Genomic DNA, 24,839 nt, shown 5'->3' with positions numbered 1-24,839 from the left:
AAGCTTCATCGTTGAGAAAGCTGACAAGGGCATCCGCGTGATGGTGAAGGGCAAGCCTGAAAGCGAGGAGTTAATCACGCTGGCAGTGCTCAAGGCGTCGGTGAACAAGGCGGCCTACGCTTACACCGACAAGCACGTCGGGCCGCGAGAGCGCGTCGGTAACAAGGGAGGGACGCTGGGCAACAGGCTTAGAGCTGCGATGGCGGGGAAGAGATAGCAAGCTGAGTGAGGACCGTCTGTGATAGGCGGCCTTGCTCTTTCTTTTTCTCCCGAATCAGGGGAGGCACCGTTGGTTGACAGGCAGGTGGTTCACAACTATGCTTTCCCATGACAATCCGTGACCTGCAAGTCAATGGTACTAGCTGGAGAAGATTGTGTTCTGATGATGCAGTCTGGACACGAGGGAAACCGTAGTTAGTTGTCAGATCCGCTGAGGCACCCGATCCAATGATAGTCCGTTATCCCTTGAAGTGTGCAGGGTGCGAGACAATAAGTGTCTTGCGCATTGCTGTCACCGACCGCGAACGCGAGCCTTTCAGCTTCCAGTGCGCAGAGTGCAGGCAAGCGATTTCGGGGGTCCATGTCACTGATCAAGAGCGAGTGCAGATACTTGGCTTGCACGAGCTTCGCGGAGCCACAGTTGCGTCCTCGGAGAAGGGCGCGAGGTTCACTCACACATATTGCCCTGATTTCGCCACAGAGATCGCGCATGCGGAGACTCTAGGCTTGTCTCCTTTCATCACCGCGTCTATGCGTCTCGGCTCGGACCTTGTTCCGCGCATGGCAAGGATTACAATGTTCTTCAACCTAGTCAGCAACGATGGCGAGGAAATGCAGCGGATCGCTCGGAATTTCTTCAGTGAGAACTGGGATCATTTTGCCGCAGGGACAGGCAAGTACCTCAAGGATTGGCCAGTCGCGGAGCCCATTGACCGCCAACGTGCACTGTTTCAGCTCCTGGAACTCATGGTGGGTACGCTGTTCACTTCAGAGGGGCACGTGGAGCTGATTACGAAGATGAGCAACTTCCTGGCAGGTCTGGCTGCCAAATCGCGCCCTGCTCTCCTTGGCTTCGTTGACGATGCTCTCAGCCAACACTATCTGAGCGAATCTCGCCAAACCCTGGTAGAGATTATTCTCCGGTTCTTGGAAAGAGCGGATGATTTCCGATCTGTTTTGCCGTTCTGGAACCCGGCAGATCCGGACGCCGTTTTCCCATCAGATCTTACGGTCACAGCTCCCAGAAGCTTCCACGAGCTGAAATCGCTGTATGTCGACGCATACGAGGCAGTCGCTCGCGCCCTTACCGTGGTCAGCGCCCTTGCGAATCTTGACGTGCGGGGGCACCATGACAACTATTTGACACATCCGATACTTGGCAAGAAGTTTGCCCCACAGTCAATGGGTGAGTTCCACAAGAAGAGCCATGCCCCGAAGCTGGCATACCTAGCCGAACTGCCTTGGCTTGAGAGATGGATTCTTCCGGCACTTGAGCCGAAGCTACGCAATGCCATCGGCCACAATTCCTCACGGTATGATGCCACAACCGGCGACATTGAGTACCAGCTCGACGGAGCGAGTGGTTTCAAGAGCATCTCCTACGGAGACTTTCTCTTCAGTCTCCTACGCCTAGTGCGATCCGCTCTTCAGCTCGCTCATCTTATGAAGCAACTCTACGTGCACCATTACTTTCGGAACCGGGAACTGGCATAGGCATCCGCATGGGGCGCGGCTGCGAACAAGTGCATGGACCCACCGAGCGCTCACCTTCTAGAGGAACTCGTCGATGTGTGCGTCTCGCGAGATCACGGTACGTTGACACCCAGCCTGGGTGGCGGCCGAGTTCCTCGCACGTCATGCGCCGGTCGTCACGTACCACAGTAAGCTGAACTCAACCTAGCCGGACTACCTTGAAGGAGTGTTTGTAGCTGCCCGCCACGGCCAAGGAGGAGCTGATCCCACCGGCAGCGCTCAGAGCGAGCGTCAACAAGGCCGCCTACGCCTACACCGAGAAGCACGTGGGCCGCGAGAGCGCGCGAGGAACAAGGGCGGAACGCTCTCCAACAGGCTCAGAGCTGTGATGGCAGGGAAGAAATAGCATCAACCCGAGTAAGGACCGTCTGTGATAGGCGGCCTTGCTCTTTCACGTTTTGTGCGCATTCAAGGTTGACAGGCAAGTGACTCACAGATATGCTAGCTGTGGCTGATTAAGCAAAGAGTGCTGTTGTGCGGAAACAGCATAAGCCGTAGTTGGTCCATCGAGGAGGGAGGACTGTGGGAATGAGTAAGGCACTAAACAACAAACCACGCGAACACGACCAGCCAGCCATGCTAGTCTTCGGACTTGACGAACCTACGTCGGAACAACTGCGGTCGCGATTACGTGCTGTTGTTGCGGCAGACCTCGAACTGGAGGTTCAGTCAAGATACATTGCACCGTATGTGGGTGACTTCGCCGGTTTCTGCCTATCGGTCGCGAGCAGTGTAATTGGTTCCGTCATGCATTCAATTGGGCTTCGTCTACTCCGTCGCGCTCGGGCCGCGAAGAAGGGGCATCTCTGGGTGTCTCTGCAACTTGCCGACGCTGTTGCACGAGATGACCTCGCGAAATCGCTCGGCATCAGACAAATGGACCGAATTCGTGCGCTGGATATGGAGAGTCAGAGGCACCCCCCTAAAGACGTCAAAGCAAGATTTCACTCTCCCGAAAAGGGCTATCTTTTCCTCTATCGGGACCCGCAAGGAAGAAAGCACTATTACGAGGTCTCAACCGACGGGCGAGTGCTTCTATACAAACGGTATTCACGTCAGCAGAAGTCGATACTCGAGTTGATGGAAGACATCAAGTAATGAACAAATCGCACTACATAGTTGAGGTCAATCGGGACGGGACGTTCGAGCTTCTGAGGACTGCACCCGATTCAGCCCGACAACTGCCCTTTGTAGACCAACTCAAGCGTGTCATCCTTGAGGATGAGTCCGAAATAGATAATCGTGAGAAATGTATGGCGCTGGTCCGCGGGATTGCCGAATTCAGAACTGTCGTGCACGATTGCATGAAAGCCCTCGTGCACCAGAAGCCGCTCGTTGCACTTACCGACCTTAAGGAGGCTATCGACGCCGAACTCGATGTCGCATTCCCTGCTGACGCACTAGACATTGTCGCGCGGAAGGTGGCCAACCCTGCCCATGAGGAGTACGTGCTAGGTTGCGGATTCGCTGGCACGAAGACCCTTGAGAGAGGACTGCGCAATGTAAATACCGCGCTCAAGCACCATTGGTGTCTTGACTTCGACGGCATGCTTGGTTGCTTTGGAATCAAGCAACCCATCTACGCACCCGACCTGTTGCATGCTTTGAACGTGATGCTGGGAAGAAGGGGGGTGTTCAGTGTGGGGCTCTACCCAGTTCTTAACCGGGAGACCATGCCCAACTTCGAAGAAACCGAGCACCTATTGTCCCACGAGCCGACCGGAATCGAGGATGTTGCGACATGGCATCGCGACGATGCCCGTCACCAGATCACTTACTACTACACTGCGAGCATCGGCTTCATCTTCCGGCAGCGTCTGTATTTCAACGGCGAGAGTGCAATTCGGCTGTACCTACAAGCATTAGAGATGGTCACACGGTGCCACAACTGCTCCGTCCTCTGGCTCGCCAAACGTCTTGCACAGTCGGCCGAGGAGAGAGACCTCGTCATCTTCCTGTTTCATGCGGACAAACTCGCTTTTTCGGAGGGCCATCTCAAGAAGCCTCGTTTGACATTGAACTTGGAGAAGGGAAGACGCCTCGTGGGGATCGTCAGGAAGGGACCACATGTCTTCACCACCTCCCGGGAGGACAAGACCATGTCGCAAGCGGCGCGAAAGATCGCTGATAGATTGGACAAGATCGCCAAGGAGCAAGATGCGAAGGGGAGAGGCGAGGCCAAGATCGTGGTCGAGATGCATAGTTATCGACCTGATCGCCTGAACGAGCCACAACGGAACGACGGAAGGACCAACAAACGCATGGAGGGCGACAAGGAATAGCGCGCAGAGCGACGATTTCTTGCCCCTCATGCGTGTCGTTCAGCCTATCCCTAAGCCGATAAACACGTCGGGCCACGTGAGCGCGTCGGCAACAAGGGTGGGACGCTTGGAAATAAGCTGAGAGCTGTGATGGCGGGGAAGAAGTAGCGAGCTGAGCGAGGACCGTCCTAATGGGCGGCCTTGCTCTTTCGTGTTTTGTGCGCATTCAGGGATTGACAGGCAGATGATTCACGGCTACGCTGGCTGTGGCTGATTAAGCAGAGAGTGTTGGGCGGAGAGGAACACACTCTAAGGGTGCTTATCTGGAAAGGGCACGAGGCGTAGTCGGAGGCCTTGGAATAGCACGGGACCAGCATGATTAAGGATCCGGACATTTGGCGTCGCGACCTTCTACGGCGCGCGCGCCGGCTAGAGGCGCGCCAGTCCCAGCTTCGGTGGACACATGTCTCGTTCACGCGAACCGAACAAGACATCATGTTGGGGTTCTATTCTGTGCGCAAGATCTTCGAAGCGGGCAAGATGTCCCTCAGGGCACGAAGTCTCCAGGTCCGTCTCCTGCTTTTCGGACGCGGGCTCTCGCGCATGCGCGAGGAATACGCTCCGATTCTCGAGTTCTACTATAATCTCACCAAACCGCAGCGCCACCAGCGGGGTCTTGCGTTCGTCTGTAGTCAGATTGTGCACAGCTACGTCTTTGGCGTAGCTGTCGGCTATGACGGTGGGTTCCACGGAGTATACTTCTCGTCCGATCGAGAACGCGGTTCAAGACTCTACTTTGTGTCCGCCACAGAGATCGTCAGAATCTTCACCCGTGTAGGTGCCGACCCTGATGTAGAGTTCTCACCCTGGGCGGAGGAGAACCTCCACCTGCACCGGGTACAGGTGGCCTTTCCTCCCCCTCCGAGGAGGATACCGCCCAGCACGTATGAGGCCTCCCGGCGTCACGAGGCAAAATGAGCCCTTGACCGGCGCAGATGGGCTGGCTTTGAGTTCCTTCTTAGATCGATAGTTCGCTTCTTGGTGTGGTATCACATCTCCTGTGTAGAGGGCTATCCTGGACCTCCCCCCGCAAAAATGATCCACTCATAATGTGAGTTTTCTGGCAAAATCTCTGTCTCTGGAAGGGGGTTTTGTCCATGAGGAAGTCGAAGTTCACGGAGGAGCAGATTGCGTTTGTTTTGCGCCAGGCTGAGACGGGCACGCGGGTGGTGGAGGTCTGCCGGAAGGTGGGGATCAGTGAGCAGACGTTCTTTCGGTGGAAGAGGAAGTACGGGGGGTTGGGGATTTCGGAGCTCAGACGTCTGAGGCAGTTGGAGGAGGAGAACCGTCGGCTGAAGCGTATGGTGGCGGACCTGAGTCTGGATAAGCAGATGCTGCAGGACGTGCTGTCAAAAAAGCTCTAAGGCCAGCCCAGAAGCGAGAGCGCGTGGAGCATCTGCAGGAGGCGTATCGGGTGAGCGAACGGCGGGCATGCGAGGTGGTGGAGATATGGCGGGCGTCACATCGGTACAGATCGCACAGGAGAGACGATGTGGCTTTGCGGATGCGGATTCGTGAGATAGCGGAGACGCGGGTTCGGTACGGATACCTTCGGATTCATATCCTGCTTCGACGCGAGGGCTGGTGCGTCAATCACAAGCGGGTGTATCGGATCTACTGCGAGGAGAGTCTGAACTTGCGCCGCAGACGTCCTCGTCGACATGTGACGGGCAGCCGTCGGATGGATCGGCCGGTGGTGGAGTATCCAAACGCGTGTTGGAGCATGGATTTTGTCGTGGACAGTCTTTTCAATGGTCGGCGGTTTCGGGTGTTAACGGTAGTGGATAATTATAGTCGTGAGTGCCTGGCGATCGAGGCCGGTCAGGGCATCACGGGAGCGGAAGTCGTCGCCGTCGTGCGGCGGCTCGTGAAGGAGCGGGGTGTTCCTGATCGCATACAATGCGACAACGGGAGCGAGTTCATTTCTAAGGTTTTGGACAAGTGGGCCTACGAACATGCGGTCACGCTGGATTTCTCGAGGCCCGGCAAGCCCGGTGACAACGCGATGATCGAGTCATTCAATGGAACGTTTCGGGATGAATGCCTGAACGTGAATTGGTTCTTGTCGATGGAGGATGCCAGGGAGAAAATAGAGAAGTGGCGCGAGGAGTACAATGTGTTTCGGCCTCATAGCTCGCTCGGTGATTTGACGCCACGGCAGTTCGCCGAGCAGTTCGCTATGAGCTCGCAGGGCCAGAAAACTCCAATTTTGGCTGGATCAGTTTCTGGGTAGGGGTCAAAGACGTCCAGGACTAGCTCTGGGATTGGATAGAACAACGGGGTAAGGTCAGGCGAGGTTTTCGTACGAGAGACACTAGAAGAGTTAGGCGATAGACGAGAGGGGGTTGAGACCGGGATTCAAGAAGTGGAACAGGCTATCAGGGAGATAGAGCGCGAGTCGGTGAGTCATCGGGACGTGATGCGGGCTCTCGGCGAGTTCGGCGACGTCTTTGGGCAGATACCACCGTATCAGCAGAAAGACCTCGTGAAACTGGTGGTGAACCGGGTGGAATTGGCGTCGGACTCAATGAAATTGGCCCTGTACGGGCGTGTTGCCGCGCCAGGGCCGGTCAGTGAGGGAGCACGCATTGGGATACAAGAGTGGCTCCTCAGGTAGGATTTGAACCTACAACCCTCCGGTTAACAGCCGGATGCTCTACCATTGAGCTACTGAGGAACCAACTACGTTGTTGACCGTTTTTGTTGTGTCTGTCCCCAGATAACTGCCCTCACCCGTGCACCACACCATTCTGGGGCACCTTTTGCACGCACGTTATTATACCGTTCGGCACGCCTCAAGTCAACGAATCCCCGCTCAGAGCACTTTCAGCGCCGCTCGCCCCGCTCAGACGCCGACTTTCCCCCTGTGCCCGCCGATTTGGATTGGAGGCTCGGCAGTGGCGCGGAGCCTCACCACGTGGTATGCTGGAGAGTGCTCAACCGGGCACCCTGGTGATAATCGGTCGCTCTTGCCGCTTTTCTGGAAGGAGGTCATTTCATGGGCACAGTCTTGAAGGAACTACCGCAGTCTCTCAAAGACAAGCCAGCCGAGAAGACTTGGACGGCGGCCTGCCGAAGCTACGGAATCATCTGGGGACAGATGGGTCGCGCAGTCGTCGATCTCCTCGGTGAGAAGGGAATCGAGGCAGTCAAGGAAGGCCAGCGCCGCGTGGCAAGGATGCAGGTTCCCAAGGCCTTCGACTCGGGCCGTTTTCCGCGCAACGCAAAGGGTATGGCCGAGTATCTTCTTCTTGCCGAACAAACACTCGGAATGCTGGTCGAGATGGAGCCGGGCGCCACGGAAAAGAAAGCCGTGTTTCGCTGGCTAAAGTGCCCTCTGTACGATGATCCGCCGAAAGAATCTACTCCCGAGCTCTGTAGAGCGTACGACGAGTTCGAGATGGAGGCCGTGAAGATAGTCGACCCTCGGCTCACCTGCACGATAAAGAAATGCATGGGGCGCGGCGAGGATTGCTGCGAGATGGTGTTTGAGATGAAGTAGCCGCCGCGCTAGTCGGGTAGTCGGCGATCGCTGAGTGTCGCTTGGGCTGCGGAGGGTAGCCATGAGCTCCAACCTCACGACGGGTATTTCCGGTCTCGACAGGCTGACCGGTGGCCTGCGCCGGGGAGACTGTATCTTCTGGTGCGTGGACGAGGCATCACGTTATTGGAAGCTTGCGGAGCGTTTTGCCTGCGCCTCCAGACAGAGCGGGCGCGCGGTGGCTTGCATAACCTGGCGTCCGGAGGACGGCCAGTACGCCGAGCTGGTGGAGCGTGATTCCAGCTTCTGCTTTGATCTTGCGGGAAACACCGAGAAACAGCTTGATGCCTTTCTTGAATTTGCTTCAGCGCACGGGAGTGATTGTTTCGTCGTCGGCATACCACCTTTGAAAGAGCATCAAAGCCATGCAGAGCTCACGCTGATCAGGCTCCTGGGCAAGGCATTCTCGCAGCTTTTCTGGCTTGACTCTACTTCCTACTTCGGCTACCTGGAAGGTCAGTTCGCCGACGATAGACTCACAATATTGCGCGACATACCTCGGATCCTCGTTCAATCCAACGCGAGGGGAGGCACTACTACTCTGCGCATACTGAAGGCACCCGGTAGGCCGCTGGTGGACACCCAGGTCGTCTATGCCTTGGAGGGTGAAGAGCTGGTGGCGATCCAGCCCGGTGATCCCTCGCTTTCCGATTTCAGGAGTATCGTCGAGCAAGATCAGAATGTTGTCTGGTTACTGGGTCTCAATAGGGAGCTGGCATACGTTAGCCGCGGCACACTCGGTTTTTCGCGAGACGAATTGATGCTGAATGCGCCCGCGCTCCTTGGGGAGTCGAACTCTTCGGCCGCCAGTGCGCCGATCGTCTCCGGAATGGCAGAGGCCCTGAGAACTCGCAAAGCAGTCACCGGGATAGAAACGCGAAGCATTGACAGAAAAACCGGGAACGAAGAGTACTTCGTACACAATATCATTCCACTCCACGACAGGGAAAACCGGCCGTACGGCTTCTTGGGAACGTCTACAAACGTGACAGAACTGACGAGACGCGAGAAGCTTCTCGAGAAGTCCGAGGCCGAACAGAGGAGACTCGCAGAACAGCTGAGCAAGTCTGAACGGAAGTACAAGGGTCTTTTCAACAGCGCCGTGGATATCATGTCGGTAGTCGACAGAGAGGGGCGGCTTGTGGACGTCAATCCTGCGTGCTGCAAGCTCACCGGATATTCACGCGAAGAACTTCTCGACGTGAAATGCGCGGATTTGGTCGAACATTTCGACAGAGATCGCTTCTTGAGTATTTTCGAGGGAGGCTCGCACCCGTGGTCTGTCAGGACCGAGTATACCTTCGTCTCAAAGGACGGAGTTAGTGTGCCGCTGGAAGTGAGTGCAGTCATGCTGGACGAGGACCACGTTCTCTTCGTCAGTCGTGACGTGAGCGAGCGCAAGATGGCCGAAGCGAAACTCAAAGCGTCCGAGGAGATGTTCAGGAGTTTGGTGAGACAGGCGGGATTGGGGATAGTCTACTTCAATGCTCAAGGCGACTACTTGGACGCCAACGACGCCTTGTGCGAGATGACCGGTTATTCCAGGGAAGAACTGATGGGGGCTGGAACGCCACGGCCCTACTCGCCCAACGGGTATGTCTTGGAGCATCTCAGTCAGGTCGGCCGCGCACTCGCAGGACGGACGGACGTTATTGAGACCGTGTTTCGGCGGAAGAATGGTGAAGTTTTCCCCGTGAGAATTCATCCTTCTTCCATCACGGATCACACTGGAGAGCAAGTCGGACTCATCGGGATAATAGAGGACGTCACCGCCTGGAAAGAGCTTCAGCGGCAGGTCATTCACGCCCAGAGAATGGATGTGGCCTCGTTTCTCGCCGTCGGTATCGCGCACGAGTTCAACAACCTGCACGGAGGCATCCAGAACCACGTAGAATTGATCTTGGAGGACGAGGCGCTTCCCAGCCAGGTGCGCAAGGATCTTCAAGTCATACTCAAGACCCTTCGCAGGGCGAGCGGCATAACGAAGCAGCTGGACAAATTTGCGCGTCGAATTCCACCTAACAAGGAACCCTCCAGTCTTTCGGAGGTCATTGGTGATACTCTCGATCTTCTGTCCAGAGAGTACGAAAACGAGGGAATAAAGATAGACTTACAAAACGGCCGGGGAATTCCTGAGTTGGTGATGGACAGCGCTCAAATAGGGCAAGTGTTGCTGAATCTCTTCATCAACGCCAGGGACGCCATGCGTGGTAGAGCACCGAAAATCCTCCGGGTCGAAACGGGATTTCAAGGAGGACGGGTGTTCGTCAAGGTCAGCGATACGGGCGTCGGAATCGCCGGCGAACACATAGAACACATATTCGAACCCGTCTTCACCACAAAACGCAACGTTGACGGAACAAGTGCGCACGGTCTCGGGCTGGGACTTGCGGTGTGCAAGACTATCGTGCGAGAGCACGGGGGAGAGATAGGGGTTTCCAGCACACAAGGAGTTGGCACGACCTTTACTGTCTGGCTCCCGGCGGAGGCCAATCCTCCCGAGGGTCCAGCCGCGGATGAACGCCGGAGTGGCAGAGATGGAACAGCTTAAGGTTCTGGTCGCAGATGACGAACCCACGATCAGGGACACCTGCACGCGGGTGCTCAAGAGGCTCGGCTTCGCCACGTTTTCCGCTTCTTCCGGCACTCAGGCAATCAACATCGCCAGAGAGCACGGTATCGGTCTTGCCGTGCTCGACATAAAAATGCCGGAACTGAACGGGCTCGAGACCCTCAGTGAGCTAAAGAAGCTGAGGCCCGACGCCAGGGTAATAATGATCACAGGTTTCAGCTCCGTTCAATCCGTTGTTGAGGCCATGAGATTTGGCGCTTCGGATTATCTGCTGAAGCCTTTCTCCATAAAGGATCTCGAGAAATCGGTTCGCCGAGCGTTCATCGGGCACTCCGGAGTCGTCGATCTCGTTGGCAAGGAATATGAATTCATGGGCCTGGTCGGCAAGTCGCCCCCCATGCTGGAACTCAGGAGAATGATAGAGCTGGTAAGCTCGAGCGACGCCACGGCATTGATAATCGGGGAGACCGGCACGGGCAAGGAGCTTGTTGCCAGGGCGATTCATAAGCTTAGTCCGCGGGCGAGCGAGCCGTTCGTTCCGATTGATTGTAGCGTGATAGGCGAACGCATAGCCGAGAGCGAGCTCTTCGGTCACAAAAAAGGCTCGTTTACCGACGCACACAGCGACAAGATAGGGCTTCTTGAGGCAGCAGGAAAAGGCATCGTGTTTCTGGACGAGATCACAAACATTCCGCTGCACGTACAGGCGAAGCTCCTGCGCGCGCTTCAAGAGAAGGAAATAAGACCCATCGGGAGTACGGAGGCCCATCAGCTCGAGGCGCGAGTCCTTGCTGCGAGCAATGCAGACCTGGCTGAAGCCGTGCGCGCCGGTCGTTTCAGAGAGGACCTCTTCTATCGTCTGCACGTGGTTCCAATCCATGTGCCGCCACTCAGGGCCAGGAGAGAAGATATCCCGCTCTTGCTCGATCATTTTGTTGGGAAATACTCGCGCCCCAACATGCCACCGCAAAAGTTTGAAGGCGAGGCAATGCAGGTCCTCGCGTCCCTCGACTGGCCAGGCAACGTGAGGGAACTGGAGAGTTTCGTGCGCATGGTTCTGACCGTGGTCGTTGCGCCCGTGATTACGAAAGAGAGGGTGGAGCAGCTTCTGGCGGGAGCGAAAGGGATGAGGGGGGGACGAGAGGAAAGAGTCAAGAGTCTTGAAGAGGCCGAAAGGGAAGCCATCCTCAGCGCTCTCTCCAGTGCTGCCGGAGATAAGCACAAGGCCGCCGAGACGCTGGGGCTTGCAGTAAGTACTCTGTACAGGAAGCTCAAGAAGTTCGGGATAGATCGGTCCCAATGAGTCCCAGTCGTCGCAATTCTGTCGCGATTCTGAGAACGTGGTATCACCAAGTGACACTGACAGTTAAGAAACCGTATGACGTGAAGTTCTAACAAATGAGAATCCCGCTCTCACCAAGGGCCCCGGCAAGAGTCCTTATCCCACCCTGTAACTTTTGATTGCCAGCCAAATTGCAGTGACTTTGTGACGTGTCGTCGTTTTTGGCACGAAAGTGGCATAGGCGTCATTATTGGCCTGCGTCAAACTGTGTTTTCAACCTGCGAGTCGACAACGGATTTGGCGCAGGCCTACGGCAAGATTGGGATGCGAAATCTGGGCAGACACGTAACGCGAAAGTGGAGCCGTGCGGGGCGCCTCGGTGGAGAAGAGGCACAACGAGAAAGCGGGGATACCAGGATGGCCAAGGCGATGGCGATGCGACTCAACGGAGCGAGCAAGAGTGGTGCGAGGGAAGATGTTGGCAGGACGATAGGGCCGGCTCGAGGGCGGGGCGTTAAGGTGATTCTCGTCGCGGGACTGAGCTCACCGGCAATTAGAGCCCTTGGCAGGTTGGTCGGCAAGTATTTCTATGTGGAGAAGGTTGCAGACGCTAACGAGTGCGTTCGACGGCTGCGCAGCGACGATGGGATTGGCGGGATTGTAATTGACCCGGGACTCTCCGAATTCGACGCGCCGTCCTTCACGGCGCTGGTCAGAAAGCACAGGCCCGAGCTACCGCTTTTCTTCTACGGCTCGGTCCAGGATATCGGCCCAATCCGGGCGAACGCCGGTCCGGAGCTCATCCACTACTTCAAGAATCCTTCCGATATCTGCAGGATGGCGGAGACGATCGTGGTCGAGCTCACGAATCGCCGGGTCACGCCTTTGCTCCGACACCCGAAGGATACAATAGTCTCCAGGGCCCTCGAATTCATTGAGGCCAATTATCGGACCATAAGAAAGGTCGAGGACATCAGCAATCACGTTGGTGTGTCACGCGAGCATCTGTCCCGACAATTCACGCGATATGCCGGCCACAGACTGTCGGAATTCGTGAACATCTTCCGGATCGAGAGGGCCAAGGAACTCCTCTTGGAGGGCGTGTTAGTTAAGCAGGTGTTTTCTCAGGTGGGCTTCAGGTGCAGTTCGAGCTTCTTCAAAGCCTTTCTGAAACACACGGGGATCGCGCCCAGCGTTTACAAGGACGCTATGCTCGCGAGAAGACGGGCAAGGCTGGCAGGCGAATCGAGCAGGGGCTCGTCCGGCAGACAGTGACGGCACAATGTTCGTCACCGAATGACGGACGTTGGCTACTGACAGACGATGCCTAGTGGGCGGAAACGGTGGACCGTGCCTTCCTTGGTCGAAAGCGGATCTGTCTCATTTCAGCCAGCTCCTCCTCTACATCCTTGGGTTCCAGAGATACCCGCGATTCGGATTCCAGGACGACTGTCTTGAGAGTCTCCGCCATCGTAGAGAGCATTTCTCTTCGTGCCTCTCCCAACGAGTCAGCCAACAAACTGATGGCCTTGAAAAGTGCCGACACCTGCTGGGCGCTGCAATTGCCCTGTCTCAACATCTCGAGTGCAACGGTCAGGTAGCCATCGGCGTTCCCAAAGAACTCGAGGTTCCTCAGGAACTCTTTGGACAGCTTATCGAGATTCACGTCGGCGTCGTCCATGGCCCTGACGAAACGCAGGTTGCACGCCTTCAATTCAACGATTCTCTGCGAGGCCCACTGGAGAGTTTGCTCCGCAGGGAGCTGTTCAGCAGAGAGTTCAACCGGCGGCCAGACGTCCATCAACTGGACCGTCTCTAACTTCGCTTGTGCCTTCCTCATCTCGAAGTCACCCTCCTCGAAGAGAACCTGTTTGGAACTTGCCACAATCTCGACTCAGAACCCCGTCCTGAGAGTGAGCCCGTGAGCTCCCTCAGGATCGGGGAACTCTGAGACGATGTATTCTGAGACTGCAATGAAAGATTATCGCACACAATAAGTTGTGGTGTCAAACATTTTTTGCGCGTTTTTGCGCAATTTGTAGGGGTGACGCCCGAAGAAGAGAGGGGTCCTCTGCCGTGTTATTATCCCTGGCCGGAGCGCGAGGTCGATTTTGTGCCGGAACCTGAGGCGGGTTCACCGTCCGGACCTCTTTTATAGTTGTGAGTGTGCGACGTTGAGCGTCTCACGATTCTCTTGACAACCAACGCGGTGGCATCTACGAAATACTCTCCGGTCGAGTCTATCCACACGCCCTCAGGCAGCCGTTGTCGTTCTTCTCTGACGAACAGTGAATCCAGCGTCCAAAAAAGACCTCCGAAGGACTTGACGGGCTCCGTAGAACTAAACTCGATCCGAGACATCGCACGTTCTGCGTCGTCCACCCACACGCGTCCGGTGACCTTTCTTATGAATTTCTCGGCTCTCGGGTCGCCGCCCTTGTAGATTGCTCCAGGTTTTGGCCGGAAGCTCAGGATCGTGGCAGGTCGACCGTTGACTCGCTCCGTTCCGGCGAACGACCAATCGAATTGCGCGACAAGGTCCTCCGAGCTGAGGTTCAGTTGCGCTCCACCGTCTTGAGCCCGGCGTTTCTGTTCTGCCTCGCTCTTCTGCCGTTCCTTTTCGGAAATACGCTTGCCGTTCACTGCGATCAGGACTTCGGCGTCCGGTCCGTGGGGAATCGAGGTCACTTCGAGGAGCCTCTCCTCGGATTTCTTCGTCACAAGATCATCGTCCAGGAATTCAACGACGGCCGTCTTGAGATAACGGTAGCCTGCCAGCAGGGAATCCTGTAGTTGCATCTCTCCTATCGCGGCCTTGAGTATCTCCAGCGCCGCACCGGGGTGTTGAGACGGCGTCGCCATTGGGGCCGGGGCGGGTGGTTCGGCCTTAGAGGGAGTGCCGGCTGCCGAGCCGGCATTGGTTCTCGAGGCGCTCGAGAGAATCAAGAAGAGACAAGCGAGCAGTATTGTCTTCCTCATGTGTACCCACCTTTGCGATAAGAACACCGCGTTGCCGAAATGTATAGCGTCGTGCCTGTCATCTTACACTTCTTGACTTGGGTCTTTCAAGCGGCGCCGTCGCCGATCCCCGGACCGGCCGCCGGTCCCGAAGGGAGTCTCGATGCGTCTCGACCGCCACCCTCCGATGACCGTCAGGTACTAGGAAGCCCGATTGCTGAGTGTCGGAGATCTCGGCAATCGGGCTCCATTCGTTCACTCGAGAGAAAAGTGGATTGTCCTACTTCAAAAGGACTACCTTCTCGTTCCTTGCGGTTTTTCCTGCCTCCAGGCGTACAACGTAGACGCCGCTTCCAAGATTTCCGCCCGACGTGTCCTTTCCGTCCCACGGTATGCTGTGGAAGCCTGGTAGTTCGCTGTGATTCTCCTGCAGCGTCCTCACGAGGCGTCCAGAAACGTCATAGACCCTGAGCGAAACCATCGCGGGCGAACTGAGTAGATATCTCACGTTAACGCTTGGATTGAAAGGATTCGGGAAGGCTTCGAGAGTTATGTTGGGCTTCGGTACTCCTGCGACGTTGTCAACCGAGACGAGTATTGAACCCGTTCCTCCGGCCTCATGATATCTGGCCGCGAATTCCTGAACGTACAGGTTCGCCACGGTCGCGTCGTGAATGACAAAGGTGTTCTCATCGTTGACGGTGTTGGCTGCGTTGCTCCAGTTGTGAGAGCCTGTGATGACGGTCGGATCCCTCTGCGGCCAGCTCGAGTCAATGATCAGGTATTTGTGATGCAACAGAACGGAAGACGGAAGAGCGTCCTGCCAGACGTCTGCCGCAGGCGTCCAATAATAGTAAGCCGTCGGATCGCCGGACAGGGCATACCACTCACTTCCATTCGTAATCGGTCCTATGGAACCTCCATCGAAGACGCCCCTCACCTGGAATCCTGGAACGCCGTCCCACTTCTGCTTCATTGCGGCGGAAATGTCATTGCTCGTGTAGCTCAAGATGCAGAAGTAAAGGCTCGAATCGGCGGCGCCTATCGCCTGAATTATCTTGCCTTCCGTTCCATCAGAAGGGCTCATGTATTGCTGTGCCGGTATTCCGCTAAGTGTGAACTTGTGTGGCGTGTTGTTGAGCTTCCTGTTGCCCTGTCTTGAGTTGCTGGCATTGGGCGTGACGGTTTCGGAACCCCACATTTCGTTAAACTCGATCGTGTATGCGGAGGCGATACCGTAATCCTGGATTGTGAGGGCACTATTTGCGTCATCGTTGCCCGAGATGGAACAGTTCCACGAACCGGTCCACACCCAGTCGTCGGTCTTTGAGGCAGTGTTCAGGCAATCGAAGACGGCGAACTTGTTGTGATTGATCCCCCATCCTTGGGCCGAGCCATGGTTGCCGCCGTAGGTGCTGGTGATCACTGGTATCCCGGCGCTCATGAGGTTGGATATCTGAGTACTTCCCGAGTTGTCCTGCTCGACGATGAAGCGCACCTGGACCCCTCTGTTCTTTGCAGCGATTAGTGCGTTTGCCACGTCAGAAAGGCTGAAGCTATAGAAGCAACAGTCGATCGAATAGGCCGCGGCGTTTATTCTGTCTATGAGTAATTGCTGGAAGTTCTGGCTTCCGATGGCCGGCGTGCCTGTCTGGTAAGAAGTGTCGACGCTCCTGTTGAAATAAATGTGGAACTCTCCAGCGACGTCCGATACTGTGACGAGGACGTGATCGTTGCTCGACCTCGTGCCCAGCGCGTCCTTTGAGGACACTTTGTAGTGATAGACGGTGTTCGGGCTCAAGCCCGTCAACTGGACGGCATGGTTTGTCACGAGATTGAGGGTGTCCAGTGTGGTGCTTCCGTAAGACGTGGTAGGACCGTAGTCGACCACGCTTGTGGAGGCGGTGTTGGTTGTCCAGAAAATCATGGCAGAAGTGGTCGTGAGACTGTCCTCGTTAGGACCACTTGTAATGATGGGACCGGGGTCCACCGGTATTATGTCCCAAACGTAGCGCGGCGAAATCTGATACCCGGCCGTGTACGGCGAGGCGCCATCGAACTGGGTCAGAATGCCGACGACGTCGAACGCCCCCGTCGGGATGGGCTGCCCAATGAGTGGGTGGGCGAGGCAGCCGGATCCGTTGTAGATGTACAGAGTGTCAGTGTTCACCCCGTCTGATATGGTGTAATTCGTGCTGGCCCAGTTGCCGGCGGCCCCAACAATTGTCACGTTGTTTATCCTGACGAGCCTGCCCTCATTGGGTTCCTTGTAGTCAGGTTGGAACGTGCCCTTGAGCTCAGGAATGGTGATCACAAGAGGAGCGGGAAGAGCATTCCCCGAGCTGTTGATGGTGTATGACGAGTAGACCGCCTCGATCATACCGTTGTACACGCCGACGGTCGCGGTGATTGATACATCATCTCCAACCACGAAGCAGGTATGTGTACTGGCAGAGTAGAGATTGATGCCGCCGGTTTCGTCCTGGATGAACGCTCTCGAGTAAGCGACACCCGGCTTCGTAAACTCCGCCGTGATTATGCCGTCGATGTTTATCGTCGTGCCAACGGCATAAGGAGCAACCGGGTTGCCGTTCACGTCGTTCACGTGAATATTGACGATGTTGTCGAGCGCAAGTGCGGCGCCCGCCGCTAGGACTAAGAATAGACCGACGCTGACCAACGCTAGCACTTTCTTCATCTCGAATTCCTCCGTCCTGACAGGTGAGAAAATCAACCAAGCGTGGGCGGACTGAACATGTCGCCGCCTGGGGGTCTTCCGTCTCTTCAAAAAGAGCCGAGTCGATTGCTCTACGAGGGTAATTATAGCATACTATTGCAGTTATGCGAAGAGAAACTTCTGGCCCGTCGGTTTATTGTAAGAACGCAAACAAGTTAGAGCATCACGAGTTGCCGATAGGCGGAGCGCAGGCCAACCACCAGGTAGGGACTTCGCGGCGGCCTGGCGTCGCCCCCGCGCAAGAATCGGGCCGCAGACCACGGCCGACGCTCGTGATTTCTCGGAGCTTTTGCCCTTGAGTGGCTGCCCGAGTTATCGTATGATTGTACATTCGCTTTGTCCCGCGAGTGACTTTCACTGGCGGAGAGCTTTCCCGCAACGGGAGAACCTGACTCCTACGGAGGCGATAGATGGCGGACGTCATCACACACGATTTGCTTATCATGGGTTCTGGATTGGCCGGTCTTAGGGCGGCGGTCGAGGTATCCCGCGTAAGCGGTGGAAGGGTGAACATCGGTCTTGTCTCGAAGGTTCAGCTCATGCGCTCCCACTCCGTATGCGCCGAAGGCGGCACGGCCGCGATGCTCCGTCCGGAGGAGGGCGACAGCTTTGAGCTCCACGCCTGGGACACAGTCAAGGGCAGTGATTTTCTGGCCGACCAGGACGTGGTAGATCGCTTCGTGCATGAGATGCCCAACGAGATACTCCAGCTCGACCACTGGGGCATTCCCTGGACGAGACGAGGGGACGGCAGGATCGCTCAGAGACCCTTCGGGGGTCACAGTTTTCCGAGGGCGGTCCTTGCTTCCGACAAGACCGGCTTCTTTGAGATGCAGACCCTTTACGACACGCTCCTCAAGTACGGGAATTTCACGCGTTACGACGAATTCTTTGTGACGTCAATCCTCGTGGAAGGCAACGAGTTCAGATGCATAACCGGTTTTGACATGGGCACGGGTAAGTTCTGTGCGCTCAGGGCCAAGGCGCTCAACATCGCGAGCGGCGGGGCAGGGACCCTGTTCGGTTTCACGACATATTCTCAGACCGTGACGGGCGACGGCCTGGCCATGGTCTACAGGGCGGGGATTCCCCTTGAAGACCTGGAGTTCCTGCAATTTCATCCGACGGGCCTTGTTCCGACAGGAATTCTGATTACAGAAGCGTGCAGAGGCGAGGGCGGCTACCTGCTCAACAATAAGGGCGAAAGGTTCATGGACAAGTACGCCGCCGAAAAGATGGAACTCGCTCCGAGGGACGTCATCTCACGTTCGATGATGACGGAAATCGAAGCTGGAAGAAGCTTCAAGGGGCCGGGAGGCATGGAGTACTTGCATCTCGACCTCACACATCTTGGCGCCGAGAAAATCAACGAGAGGTTGCCCTTGATAAGGGAAGTGTGCATGGATTTCGTCGACATAGATCCCGTGCGCGTGCCGATTCCGGTTCGGCCGGTCGCCCACTACTCGATGGGAGGAATCGAAACGGACATAAACGGCGCCACCAGGGTAAAGGGGATCTGGGCCAGCGGAGAAGCCGCCTGTGTGAGTCTGCACGGCGCGAACCGACTGGGGGCCAACTCAACTGCCGAGTGTCTTGTGTGGGGAAAGATAACAGGCAAAGAGTGCGCAGACTACGTTATGAAAAGCGGCCCGGCTGCCGCAATACCCAAGGCTGCCGTCGACGTCGAACAGCGCAGGATTTTCGAAGAAGTTCTCAAGAAGGACGGTCGAGAGAATCCCTATTTGATAAAGAGAGAGCTGCGTGAGGTGATGGACAAATATGTTGGGGTCTTCAGAACAGGTGAAGAGCTCAAGACGGCTCTGTCCAAGATCGTGGAGCTGAAGGAGAGATTCAAACGGATCTACGTCAAGGACAAGAGCCACAGCTACAACAGCAACCTCGTGCACGTGCTCGAGCTGGAGAATCTTCTTGACCTCGCAGAAGTGATGGTGACAGGCGGGCTGACCAGAGAGGAATCCAGGGGGGCACATGCCAGGCGCGACTTCAAGACGCGAAATGACGACGTCTGGCTCAAACACACGCTCGCCTTCTGGTCGCCGGAGGGACCAAGGTTGGAGTACAAGAAGGTGAAGATCACTACTTGGAAGCCGGTTGAACGGAAATATTGATGCGCTCGTAAACTGTTGATGGACGCGGAGGGCAATGATGCCAGAGAACAAGTTTCTGCAAAACAAGCTCGGTCTCATGGGCTGGATCTCGGGCGGCAGATACGGGATCGAAAGGTACGCCTACACACTGCATCGGCTGACGGGCCTCGGGATTCTGGCTTACTTTGTCCTGCACATACTGGTTACCACTTCCAGGTTGTTTGGCGAGCAGGCGTGGCAGACGGTCATGGGTTTTCTTGAGTCTCCCGTGTTCAGGTACGGTGAGTTTCTTGTATATCTGGCTTTTGCCTACCACGCCCTGAACGGTCTCAGGCTCGTGCTGGTTGAATTGGGGTTCTTCCTGGGGGTCCCGCGCCAACCAGTATATCCTTACACGAATTCGGTCCGCAGGCAGCGGCCGGTTCTTGTCCTTGTCATGGTTGTGGCGGCAGTCATCGTCCTGCTTGGCGGATATGAGTTTTTTGGTTTCCCGGTTAGATGAACGGGGGAAGACATGAGAACGCGTGAGTCAACTTTCTGGACTTGGCACCTCTTGGCCGGACTCGTCATACTCGTGGCGCTCGGTATCCACATGTTTGTGATGCATCTGAGCAGACTTCTGGGGATCGGTGGTGATGGGGGAGTGCTCGCATGGTCCTCGGTGGCGGGGAGAAGCACGAGCGTTGCCTTCGCCGTGATGTACGTCGTGCTCCTCGGAGCTGCTCTCTATCACGGGCTGTACGGGCTGAGGACCATCATCTTTGAGCTTTCTTTGTCTGAGAGGGCGGAGAAAATCATTTCGACCTTGATAGTGCTCGTTGGCGTTGTGCTTTTCGTCGCGGGTAGCTACGGTACGATTGCATTCTACTTGTTGTTGAGAGGGAGCGCATAGAGCGCGCGATCTCTGCGCCCGGCGGGCCCGAGCGCCGATCCGAGTGGCGGGCTATCCTGGCGCTACCTTCGAGGAGGGATAAATGATAGAGGCTGTCAGCGCAAAGCAGACCGAACGGACCGAAGACATTATCAAGACGGTGGAATTCAAGGTGCTCCGTTACGATAGCGGGAACATGAAGCACCCCAGGGTGGATAGCTTCGAGGTTTCCGTAAAGAAGGGAACGACCGTGCTCGACGGGCTTCATTACATAAAGGAGACCCTCGACAGCACGCTTGCCTGGAGATACTCGTGCCGCATGGGTGTGTGCGGTTCGTGCGGCATGTTCATCAACAGCTTTCCACGGCTCGCCTGTAACACTCAGATCACGGAACTCGAGTCTGACGTGATACATCTGAAGCCGCTTCCCAACTTCGATATCATAAGGGATCTTGTGCCTGATCTTTCTGTGCTTTTCGAAAAGCATCGTGAGGTAAAGCCTTACACCCTGAGGAAAGACCTGGCCGAGCTTGATAATCCAACTGGTGAGTTTTTCCAGTCCGCGGAAGAGCTCGACCGCTATCTGCAGTTCGCGTACTGCATCAAGTGCGGTCTCTGCATGGCCGCCTGCCCGACAGTCGCCACGGATAGAAAGTATCTTGGCCCGCAACCGCTGGCCCAGGCTTACCGCTATAGCGCTGACTCAAGAGACGAAGGCTTGGCGGAGCGCAAGGACGTGGTGTTCAGCCCCCACGGCGCCTTCCGCTGCCACTTTGCCGGAGCCTGTTCCGAGGCCTGCCCCAAAGGCGTGGATCCCGCTTTCGGAATTCAGCTCCTGAAGCGCCAGGCTTTTGCAGGAGCTCTAGGGCTTCTGCGCAGGAGGAAGGCCTCACCGGTTGCTCCGGTCGTGAGCTCGGCGAAAAGACTAGATGGCGTACCCGAGGCGCCGAAGAAAACTCTTCCATGAGAGCCATGCACCTAAAGAGACAGGCGCCGATCGAGGAAGACCCTCTCGAGGAAGTGGAGCTGGAGACCCCGGAACCCCGTGAGGGGGAAGTCCTCGTCAGGGTTCTGGCCTGCGGCATTTGTCACACAGATTTACATACCGTAGAAGGAGACATCCCGCTCAAGAAGTGCCCGGTCATTCCCGGTCATCAGATCGTCGGCATCGTGCAGAAGTGCGGTCCGGGCGTGGAGAATCCAAAGGTCGGCGACAGGATCGGCATCGCGTGGCTTCATTGGACTTGCGGGAAGTGCAGATTCTGCCTGAGAGGCGATGAGAATCTCTGCGAAAATGCCAGGTTCACGGGCTACGATGTAGACGGCGGTTACGCAGAGTTCACAATTGCGCCGGCAGCGTTTTCTTACGCATTGCCTTCAGGCTATTCTCACGTTGAAGTCGCCCCTCTCTTATGCGCGGGTATCATTGGCTTCAGGGCTCTCAGGCTGAGCGAGGCGAAAGAGGGCGAGACCCTTGCTCTCTATGGTTTCGGTGCCTCGGCTCACGTTACGATACAGATGGCTCTGAGACGCGGTTGCAGGGTCATCGTTTTCTCGAGGAGCGCCGAGCACAGAGAGTTGGCCAGAAAGTTGGGGGCTTCTTGGTCGGGCACGGCCGAAGAGGTCTCCCCCGTGAAGCCGGAGCGCGCCATCATATTCGCCCCCTCAGGCGGCCTCGTCAGACGCGCCCTCGAGCACGTGGAGAAGGGGGGGACCGTGACGCTCGCCTCCATTCACATGAGCCCCGTTCCCGAGCTCGATTACGAAAAGCATCTGTATTATGAAAAGAAACTCAGCAGTGTGACCGCCTCCACGAGGGCGGACGGGAGAGAGCTTCTCGGTGAGGCTCACGGTGCTCGCGTTAGCACCCAGACTCAGGTTTTTGCATTGAGAGACGCAAACACGGCTCTGAGAATGCTCAAGGAGAGCAAGATAAACGGGGCCGGAGTGCTCGAAATCAGTACGTGAGGGGATCGATCGTGTAATGCTCCCGGCCGGCAGAATCACAAGGTTCACCTATGAGAAAACAATCCAGATCCGGTAAACGCGCTTCAGGCGTTCTGAGGAAGCCCGCCGACCTCACGAAACGGGAACTACTTGATTTTGTCTCGGACGCCGCCAAGAACTGGCTTGCGCACGACGGGCTCTGGTTTCAGGAAGTGGAGAGAGAACATGGTCTGACAGTCGCGATGAGGCTCGACAGACGGGCCTGGGAGAAATTCACTGTAATCGAGGCAAAGCGTATCATGCAATTGCTTGGCATCGAATCCGGCGGCGGGATCAGGGCCCTCGTAGAAGCGCTCGGTTTTCGTCTTTACGCCTTCGTGAACGAACAGGAAATCGTTGACCTCACAGAAAGAGATTGCGTCTTCAGGATGAAGAGTTGCAGGGTCCAGGAGGCGAGAAAGAGGAAGGGGCTGCCGGATTTTCCGTGCAAGGGGATCGGAATCGTCGAGTATTCCGAATTCGCTTCTACGATAGACCCCAGAATCAAGACCGAATGTGTGGTTTGTCCTCCGGACGAGCATCCTCCCCACACGTGGTGCGCCTGGCGATTTTCTATTGACGACTAGCGTAGAAGAACGAGTTTTCTCGTCTCCGAAACCTCGCCCGCCGACACCGCGAAGAAATAGACCCCGGACGGCAACGATTTCCCTGAGCCGTCAGTTCCGTTCCACATGACCGTACAGACGTTGCCCTCGAATCTTAACTTGCCGAAATCTCTCAGGCATCTGCCCGCGACGTCAAAGATGCTCGCTGTGACGTCAAGGGATCCCACCGCGACGCCGGTGGCATCAGTGGACGCTTCAGAGGTTTCCTGAGAGGTCTTCTTCGAGCCCGCATCATCACGTTCGGGAGTCTGAAGCTCGACCTCGATGGCAGTGATTGGATTAAACGGATTGGGCACGCTCTTAACGTTTATCGCGACGCCCGCGGCTCCGGCCTGGACGGTTCGATCATCGGCCACGGAAATGATTTCATAGTCAGAGGCATACTGAGCCTGGAGGATTCCCCAGCCGATTGCCGTGTCGGGCGAGCTCGCGTTTGTCGCCGTAGAACGAACGGCCTCTCGAAGCGTGATCGGATCCCATGTCGGGTTTTTCTCGAGGACCAATGCGCACGCGCCGGCGGCGAGAGGTGTCGCGCATGAGGTTCCGTTCGCCCTGCCGTAGCCCGTGCTGTCGTTCGGATTGACGCACCACACCGACTTACCCTGGGTAACGATTTCGGGCTTTATGCGTCCATCATACGTAGGGCCTCGCGAGCTCTGCGGCCACAGCACACCGAGGGAGTCAACCGCGCCTATTGACATGACGCTGTCTCCGTCCGCGGGGGCGATCATGTAAGGATAAGAAGTCAACCCTCCGTTGCCGTTTGCGCTGAAAATGCTCAAGCCGTTTGCCACCGCCATGTCCGCAGCGACAGTAGTGACCGCCGTGTTGCCGTCCATGTCGCTGTACGCGTACCAGTCTATGTAGCCTAGAGAACTCGTGACAAGATCAACGCCGAGGCTGTCCAGCCATTCCAACCCCGCGACCCAGTAATCTTCCTCGACGGGAGTCTCGGAAGGCTCGTACTCCGTCTTGGCGAGCGCGAATTCCGCGCCGTAGGCCGCTCCCATGTAAACCCCAGGTTTGTTGCCTCCGATTATGCCGAGGATCATCGTACCGTGATTGTGCTGGTCGGACGAGTCCTGCCCTGGTTCATTGGCGGTGACGCTGTCCCAGTTGATGAAATCCCACTGCGCGACAACCGTCGCATTTTTGAGAGCCTGATGGAGAAGATTGAAACCCGTGTCGAGCACGCCGATGAACATGCCCTCGCCGGTGAAACCCTCTTGGTGCAGGGCGGGAACCTGGATGAGATCGAGCTGTTTCCACGTCGGTCCGTAGAAAGATGTGTCGCCGGGCGCCGTGCTGGACTGGATGGGACCGCCGGTGGTCGATCTCCCGGAGAGATCGGTGCCGGTCGGCATTGCCGGGATTGGTTCAAACGGAATCTCCCTCTTCGGGAATGACGCAACGCGCTGGACTTTTTTCACGAAAGGAAGGCCCAAGAGAAAGCCTCGATCGCCGGTCTTGCATTTGACGCTCACTGCGTTGAGCCATTTAGAGGTGGCTCTGACCTGAAAGCCCAGGTCTCGAAGAGATTGAACGTATCCGGCGGAGACCGGAAGATCTCGCGAGTCGACGAGGAGGCCGCTTCGCACCTTCGCTCTTCGGGCGAGAGCCCTGGGAGAAAAACGCTTTGCGAGTTCGCTCACCGCCTGTGCCGTGCCGCTGGATGGGCCCTTGTCCTTCAAGAACACCCAGAGGGTGACTGTACCGTCCGGTGAGACACCCAGTGAAGGAGGGAAAGACTCCGTCTGAGACGGAAAGGAGGATTCGTCCCGCGAGGAAGATCCTGCTGCGAAAGACTCCGCGGCTCCGAGAACAAGCAGAATGCAAGCACAGACGATGGGTGTGAATCTCAGTCCAAGTTTGAGTTCAAATTTCATACACGCTCCGCCGCAAAACCTTGTCCTGTACTAAGTAATTATGCCATTTCTGGGGCCTCCGGTCAAGGACTAAGCGCCGAGAAGCGTGTGTCGTGTCTTGCGCCGCGTCCTGGCGCGATCGCGGGGGCGGCCGGCCTGCCACGGGCCAGGCGTGGGCGGTTACGTTCGCAACTTGCCGAGTGGCTTGACTCCGTTGAGG

General features: G+C 56.5%; 21 protein-coding genes and 1 tRNA gene. 17 read left to right on the top strand and 5 right to left on the bottom strand.

Annotated features, from left to right (window positions below):
• The 7 genes from NTX17_10575 to NTX17_10545 all read left to right on the top strand — a co-directional run.
• Positions 1-217 (top strand): hypothetical protein (locus NTX17_10575; protein MCX5801812.1); only part of this gene is annotated, 217 nt, incomplete at its 5' end.
• Between the two features lie 578 nt (positions 218-795).
• Positions 796-1,713 (top strand): hypothetical protein, encoded by a 918-nt coding sequence (locus NTX17_10570; protein ID MCX5801811.1) that lies wholly within the window; start codon positions 796-798, stop codon positions 1,711-1,713.
• Between the two features lie 567 nt (positions 1,714-2,280).
• Positions 2,281-2,850 carry a hypothetical protein gene (locus tag NTX17_10565; GenBank protein MCX5801810.1) on the top strand — a complete coding sequence of 190 codons (570 nt, stop codon included), beginning with the start codon at positions 2,281-2,283 and terminating at the stop codon, positions 2,848-2,850.
• Complete coding sequence (locus NTX17_10560) at positions 2,850-4,034, top strand: hypothetical protein (protein MCX5801809.1); 1,185 nt, start codon at positions 2,850-2,852, stop codon at positions 4,032-4,034. The genes NTX17_10565 and NTX17_10560 overlap by 1 nt, the downstream gene beginning before the upstream one ends.
• A 474-nt stretch (positions 4,035-4,508) precedes the next feature.
• On the top strand, positions 4,509-4,991 hold the full coding sequence (locus tag NTX17_10555; protein MCX5801808.1) for a hypothetical protein: 483 nt from the start codon (positions 4,509-4,511) through the stop codon (positions 4,989-4,991).
• A 179-nt stretch (positions 4,992-5,170) separates the two neighbouring features.
• Positions 5,171-6,306 (top strand): IS3 family transposase gene (locus NTX17_10550; GenBank protein ID MCX5801807.1). Its coding sequence is split into 2 segments (ribosomal slippage): positions 5,171-5,423 and positions 5,423-6,306, totalling 1,137 coding nucleotides; the frame shifts between segments, so codons are not numbered across the junction.
• Between the two features lie 132 nt (positions 6,307-6,438).
• Entirely contained in the window at positions 6,439-6,690 is a 252-nt protein-coding gene (locus NTX17_10545) for a hypothetical protein (protein ID MCX5801806.1), read from the top strand.
• Here NTX17_10545 and NTX17_10540 read toward each other — a convergent pair.
• A tRNA-Asn gene (locus tag NTX17_10540) sits at positions 6,676-6,750 on the bottom strand. The two genes, NTX17_10545 and NTX17_10540, sit on opposite strands and share 15 nt — an antisense overlap.
• A 321-nt stretch (positions 6,751-7,071) precedes the next feature.
• On the opposite strand from NTX17_10540, the gene NTX17_10535 reads away from it, so the two are divergent.
• The 4 genes from NTX17_10535 to NTX17_10520 all read left to right on the top strand — a co-directional run bounded on the left by NTX17_10535 (position 7,072) and on the right by NTX17_10520 (position 12,743).
• On the top strand, positions 7,072-7,575 hold the full coding sequence (locus NTX17_10535; GenBank protein ID MCX5801805.1) for an L-2-amino-thiazoline-4-carboxylic acid hydrolase: 504 nt from the start codon (positions 7,072-7,074) through the stop codon (positions 7,573-7,575).
• Positions 7,576-7,636: 61 nt separating this feature from the next.
• A complete protein-coding gene (locus tag NTX17_10530; protein ID MCX5801804.1) occupies positions 7,637-10,165 on the top strand; it encodes a PAS domain S-box protein in 2,529 nt (842 codons plus the stop codon).
• Positions 10,152-11,489, top strand: coding sequence for a sigma-54 dependent transcriptional regulator (locus NTX17_10525; protein ID MCX5801803.1), 1,338 nt, complete (start codon positions 10,152-10,154; stop codon positions 11,487-11,489). Before NTX17_10530 ends, NTX17_10525 begins: the two co-directional genes overlap by 14 nt.
• A 396-nt stretch (positions 11,490-11,885) precedes the next feature.
• Positions 11,886-12,743 (top strand): AraC family transcriptional regulator, encoded by an 858-nt coding sequence (locus NTX17_10520; protein ID MCX5801802.1) that lies wholly within the window; start codon positions 11,886-11,888, stop codon positions 12,741-12,743.
• 52 nt (positions 12,744-12,795) lie between these two features.
• On the opposite strand, the gene NTX17_10515 is transcribed toward NTX17_10520, so the two are convergent.
• The 3 genes from NTX17_10515 to NTX17_10505 all read right to left on the bottom strand — a co-directional run bounded on the left by NTX17_10515 (position 12,796) and on the right by NTX17_10505 (position 17,124).
• On the bottom strand, positions 12,796-13,353 hold the full coding sequence (locus NTX17_10515; GenBank protein ID MCX5801801.1) for a hypothetical protein: 558 nt from the start codon (positions 13,351-13,353) through the stop codon (positions 12,796-12,798).
• Positions 13,354-13,550: 197 nt separating this feature from the next.
• Positions 13,551-14,447, bottom strand: coding sequence for a hypothetical protein (locus tag NTX17_10510; protein MCX5801800.1), 897 nt, complete (start codon positions 14,445-14,447; stop codon positions 13,551-13,553).
• Positions 14,448-14,706: 259 nt separating this feature from the next.
• Positions 14,707-17,124: a phospholipase D-like domain-containing protein gene (locus NTX17_10505; GenBank protein ID MCX5801799.1), complete on the bottom strand. Its 2,418-nt coding sequence runs from the start codon at positions 17,122-17,124 to the stop codon at positions 14,707-14,709.
• A gap of 449 nt (positions 17,125-17,573) precedes the next feature.
• Between NTX17_10505 and NTX17_10500 the strand changes: the two genes are divergently transcribed.
• From NTX17_10500 to NTX17_10475, 6 genes are all read left to right on the top strand, one after another.
• Positions 17,574-19,292, top strand: coding sequence for a succinate dehydrogenase/fumarate reductase flavoprotein subunit (locus tag NTX17_10500; GenBank protein ID MCX5801798.1), 1,719 nt, complete (start codon positions 17,574-17,576; stop codon positions 19,290-19,292).
• Positions 19,293-19,329: 37 nt separating this feature from the next.
• Positions 19,330-19,773 (top strand): hypothetical protein, encoded by a 444-nt coding sequence (locus NTX17_10495; GenBank protein ID MCX5801797.1) that lies wholly within the window; start codon positions 19,330-19,332, stop codon positions 19,771-19,773.
• Positions 19,774-19,785: 12 nt separating this feature from the next.
• A complete protein-coding gene (locus NTX17_10490; GenBank protein MCX5801796.1) occupies positions 19,786-20,163 on the top strand; it encodes a hypothetical protein in 378 nt (125 codons plus the stop codon).
• Between the two features lie 82 nt (positions 20,164-20,245).
• Complete coding sequence (locus NTX17_10485) at positions 20,246-21,109, top strand: succinate dehydrogenase iron-sulfur subunit (GenBank protein MCX5801795.1); 864 nt, start codon at positions 20,246-20,248, stop codon at positions 21,107-21,109.
• Complete coding sequence (locus NTX17_10480; GenBank protein MCX5801794.1) at positions 21,106-22,110, top strand: zinc-dependent alcohol dehydrogenase family protein; 1,005 nt, start codon at positions 21,106-21,108, stop codon at positions 22,108-22,110. Before NTX17_10485 ends, NTX17_10480 begins: the two co-directional genes overlap by 4 nt.
• Before the next feature lie 50 nt (positions 22,111-22,160).
• Entirely contained in the window at positions 22,161-22,715 is a 555-nt protein-coding gene (locus NTX17_10475) for a DUF6125 family protein (GenBank protein ID MCX5801793.1), read from the top strand.
• On the opposite strand, the gene NTX17_10470 is transcribed toward NTX17_10475, so the two are convergent.
• Positions 22,712-24,640, bottom strand: coding sequence for a S8 family serine peptidase (locus NTX17_10470; protein ID MCX5801792.1), 1,929 nt, complete (start codon positions 24,638-24,640; stop codon positions 22,712-22,714). The two genes, NTX17_10475 and NTX17_10470, sit on opposite strands and share 4 nt — an antisense overlap.
• Between the last annotated feature and the right edge of the window lie 199 nt (positions 24,641-24,839).

The sequence above is a fragment of the Candidatus Eisenbacteria bacterium genome, assembly GCA_026388185.1.
In the GTDB taxonomy this organism is placed as follows: Bacteria; Eisenbacteria; RBG-16-71-46; order JAFGJU01; family JAFGJU01; genus JAPLKG01.
This window is presented reverse-complemented; position numbering and strand designations above follow the sequence as displayed.

Excerpts from the sequence above, each read along its gene's own strand:
- NTX17_10570 (MCX5801811.1), top strand. The coding sequence starts at position 796 with ATGTTCTTCAACCTAGTCAGCAACGATGGCGAGGAAATGCAGCGGATC.
- NTX17_10565 (MCX5801810.1), top strand. The coding sequence starts at position 2,281 with ATGAGTAAGGCACTAAACAACAAACCACGCGAACACGACCAGCCAGCC.
- NTX17_10560 (MCX5801809.1), top strand. The coding sequence starts at position 2,850 with ATGAACAAATCGCACTACATAGTTGAGGTCAATCGGGACGGGACGTTC.
- NTX17_10555 (MCX5801808.1), top strand. The coding sequence starts at position 4,509 with ATGTTGGGGTTCTATTCTGTGCGCAAGATCTTCGAAGCGGGCAAGATG.
- NTX17_10535 (MCX5801805.1), top strand. The coding sequence starts at position 7,072 with ATGGGCACAGTCTTGAAGGAACTACCGCAGTCTCTCAAAGACAAGCCA.
- NTX17_10530 (MCX5801804.1), top strand. The coding sequence starts at position 7,637 with ATGAGCTCCAACCTCACGACGGGTATTTCCGGTCTCGACAGGCTGACC.
- NTX17_10525 (MCX5801803.1), top strand. The coding sequence starts at position 10,152 with ATGGAACAGCTTAAGGTTCTGGTCGCAGATGACGAACCCACGATCAGG.
- NTX17_10520 (MCX5801802.1), top strand. The coding sequence starts at position 11,886 with ATGGCCAAGGCGATGGCGATGCGACTCAACGGAGCGAGCAAGAGTGGT.
- NTX17_10510 (MCX5801800.1), bottom strand. The coding sequence starts at position 14,447 with ATGAGGAAGACAATACTGCTCGCTTGTCTCTTCTTGATTCTCTCGAGC.
- NTX17_10505 (MCX5801799.1), bottom strand. The coding sequence starts at position 17,124 with ATGAAGAAAGTGCTAGCGTTGGTCAGCGTCGGTCTATTCTTAGTCCTA.
- NTX17_10500 (MCX5801798.1), top strand. The coding sequence starts at position 17,574 with ATGGCGGACGTCATCACACACGATTTGCTTATCATGGGTTCTGGATTG.
- NTX17_10495 (MCX5801797.1), top strand. The coding sequence starts at position 19,330 with ATGCCAGAGAACAAGTTTCTGCAAAACAAGCTCGGTCTCATGGGCTGG.
- NTX17_10490 (MCX5801796.1), top strand. The coding sequence starts at position 19,786 with ATGAGAACGCGTGAGTCAACTTTCTGGACTTGGCACCTCTTGGCCGGA.
- NTX17_10485 (MCX5801795.1), top strand. The coding sequence starts at position 20,246 with ATGATAGAGGCTGTCAGCGCAAAGCAGACCGAACGGACCGAAGACATT.
- NTX17_10480 (MCX5801794.1), top strand. The coding sequence starts at position 21,106 with ATGAGAGCCATGCACCTAAAGAGACAGGCGCCGATCGAGGAAGACCCT.
- NTX17_10475 (MCX5801793.1), top strand. The coding sequence starts at position 22,161 with ATGAGAAAACAATCCAGATCCGGTAAACGCGCTTCAGGCGTTCTGAGG.
- NTX17_10470 (MCX5801792.1), bottom strand. The coding sequence starts at position 24,640 with ATGAAATTTGAACTCAAACTTGGACTGAGATTCACACCCATCGTCTGT.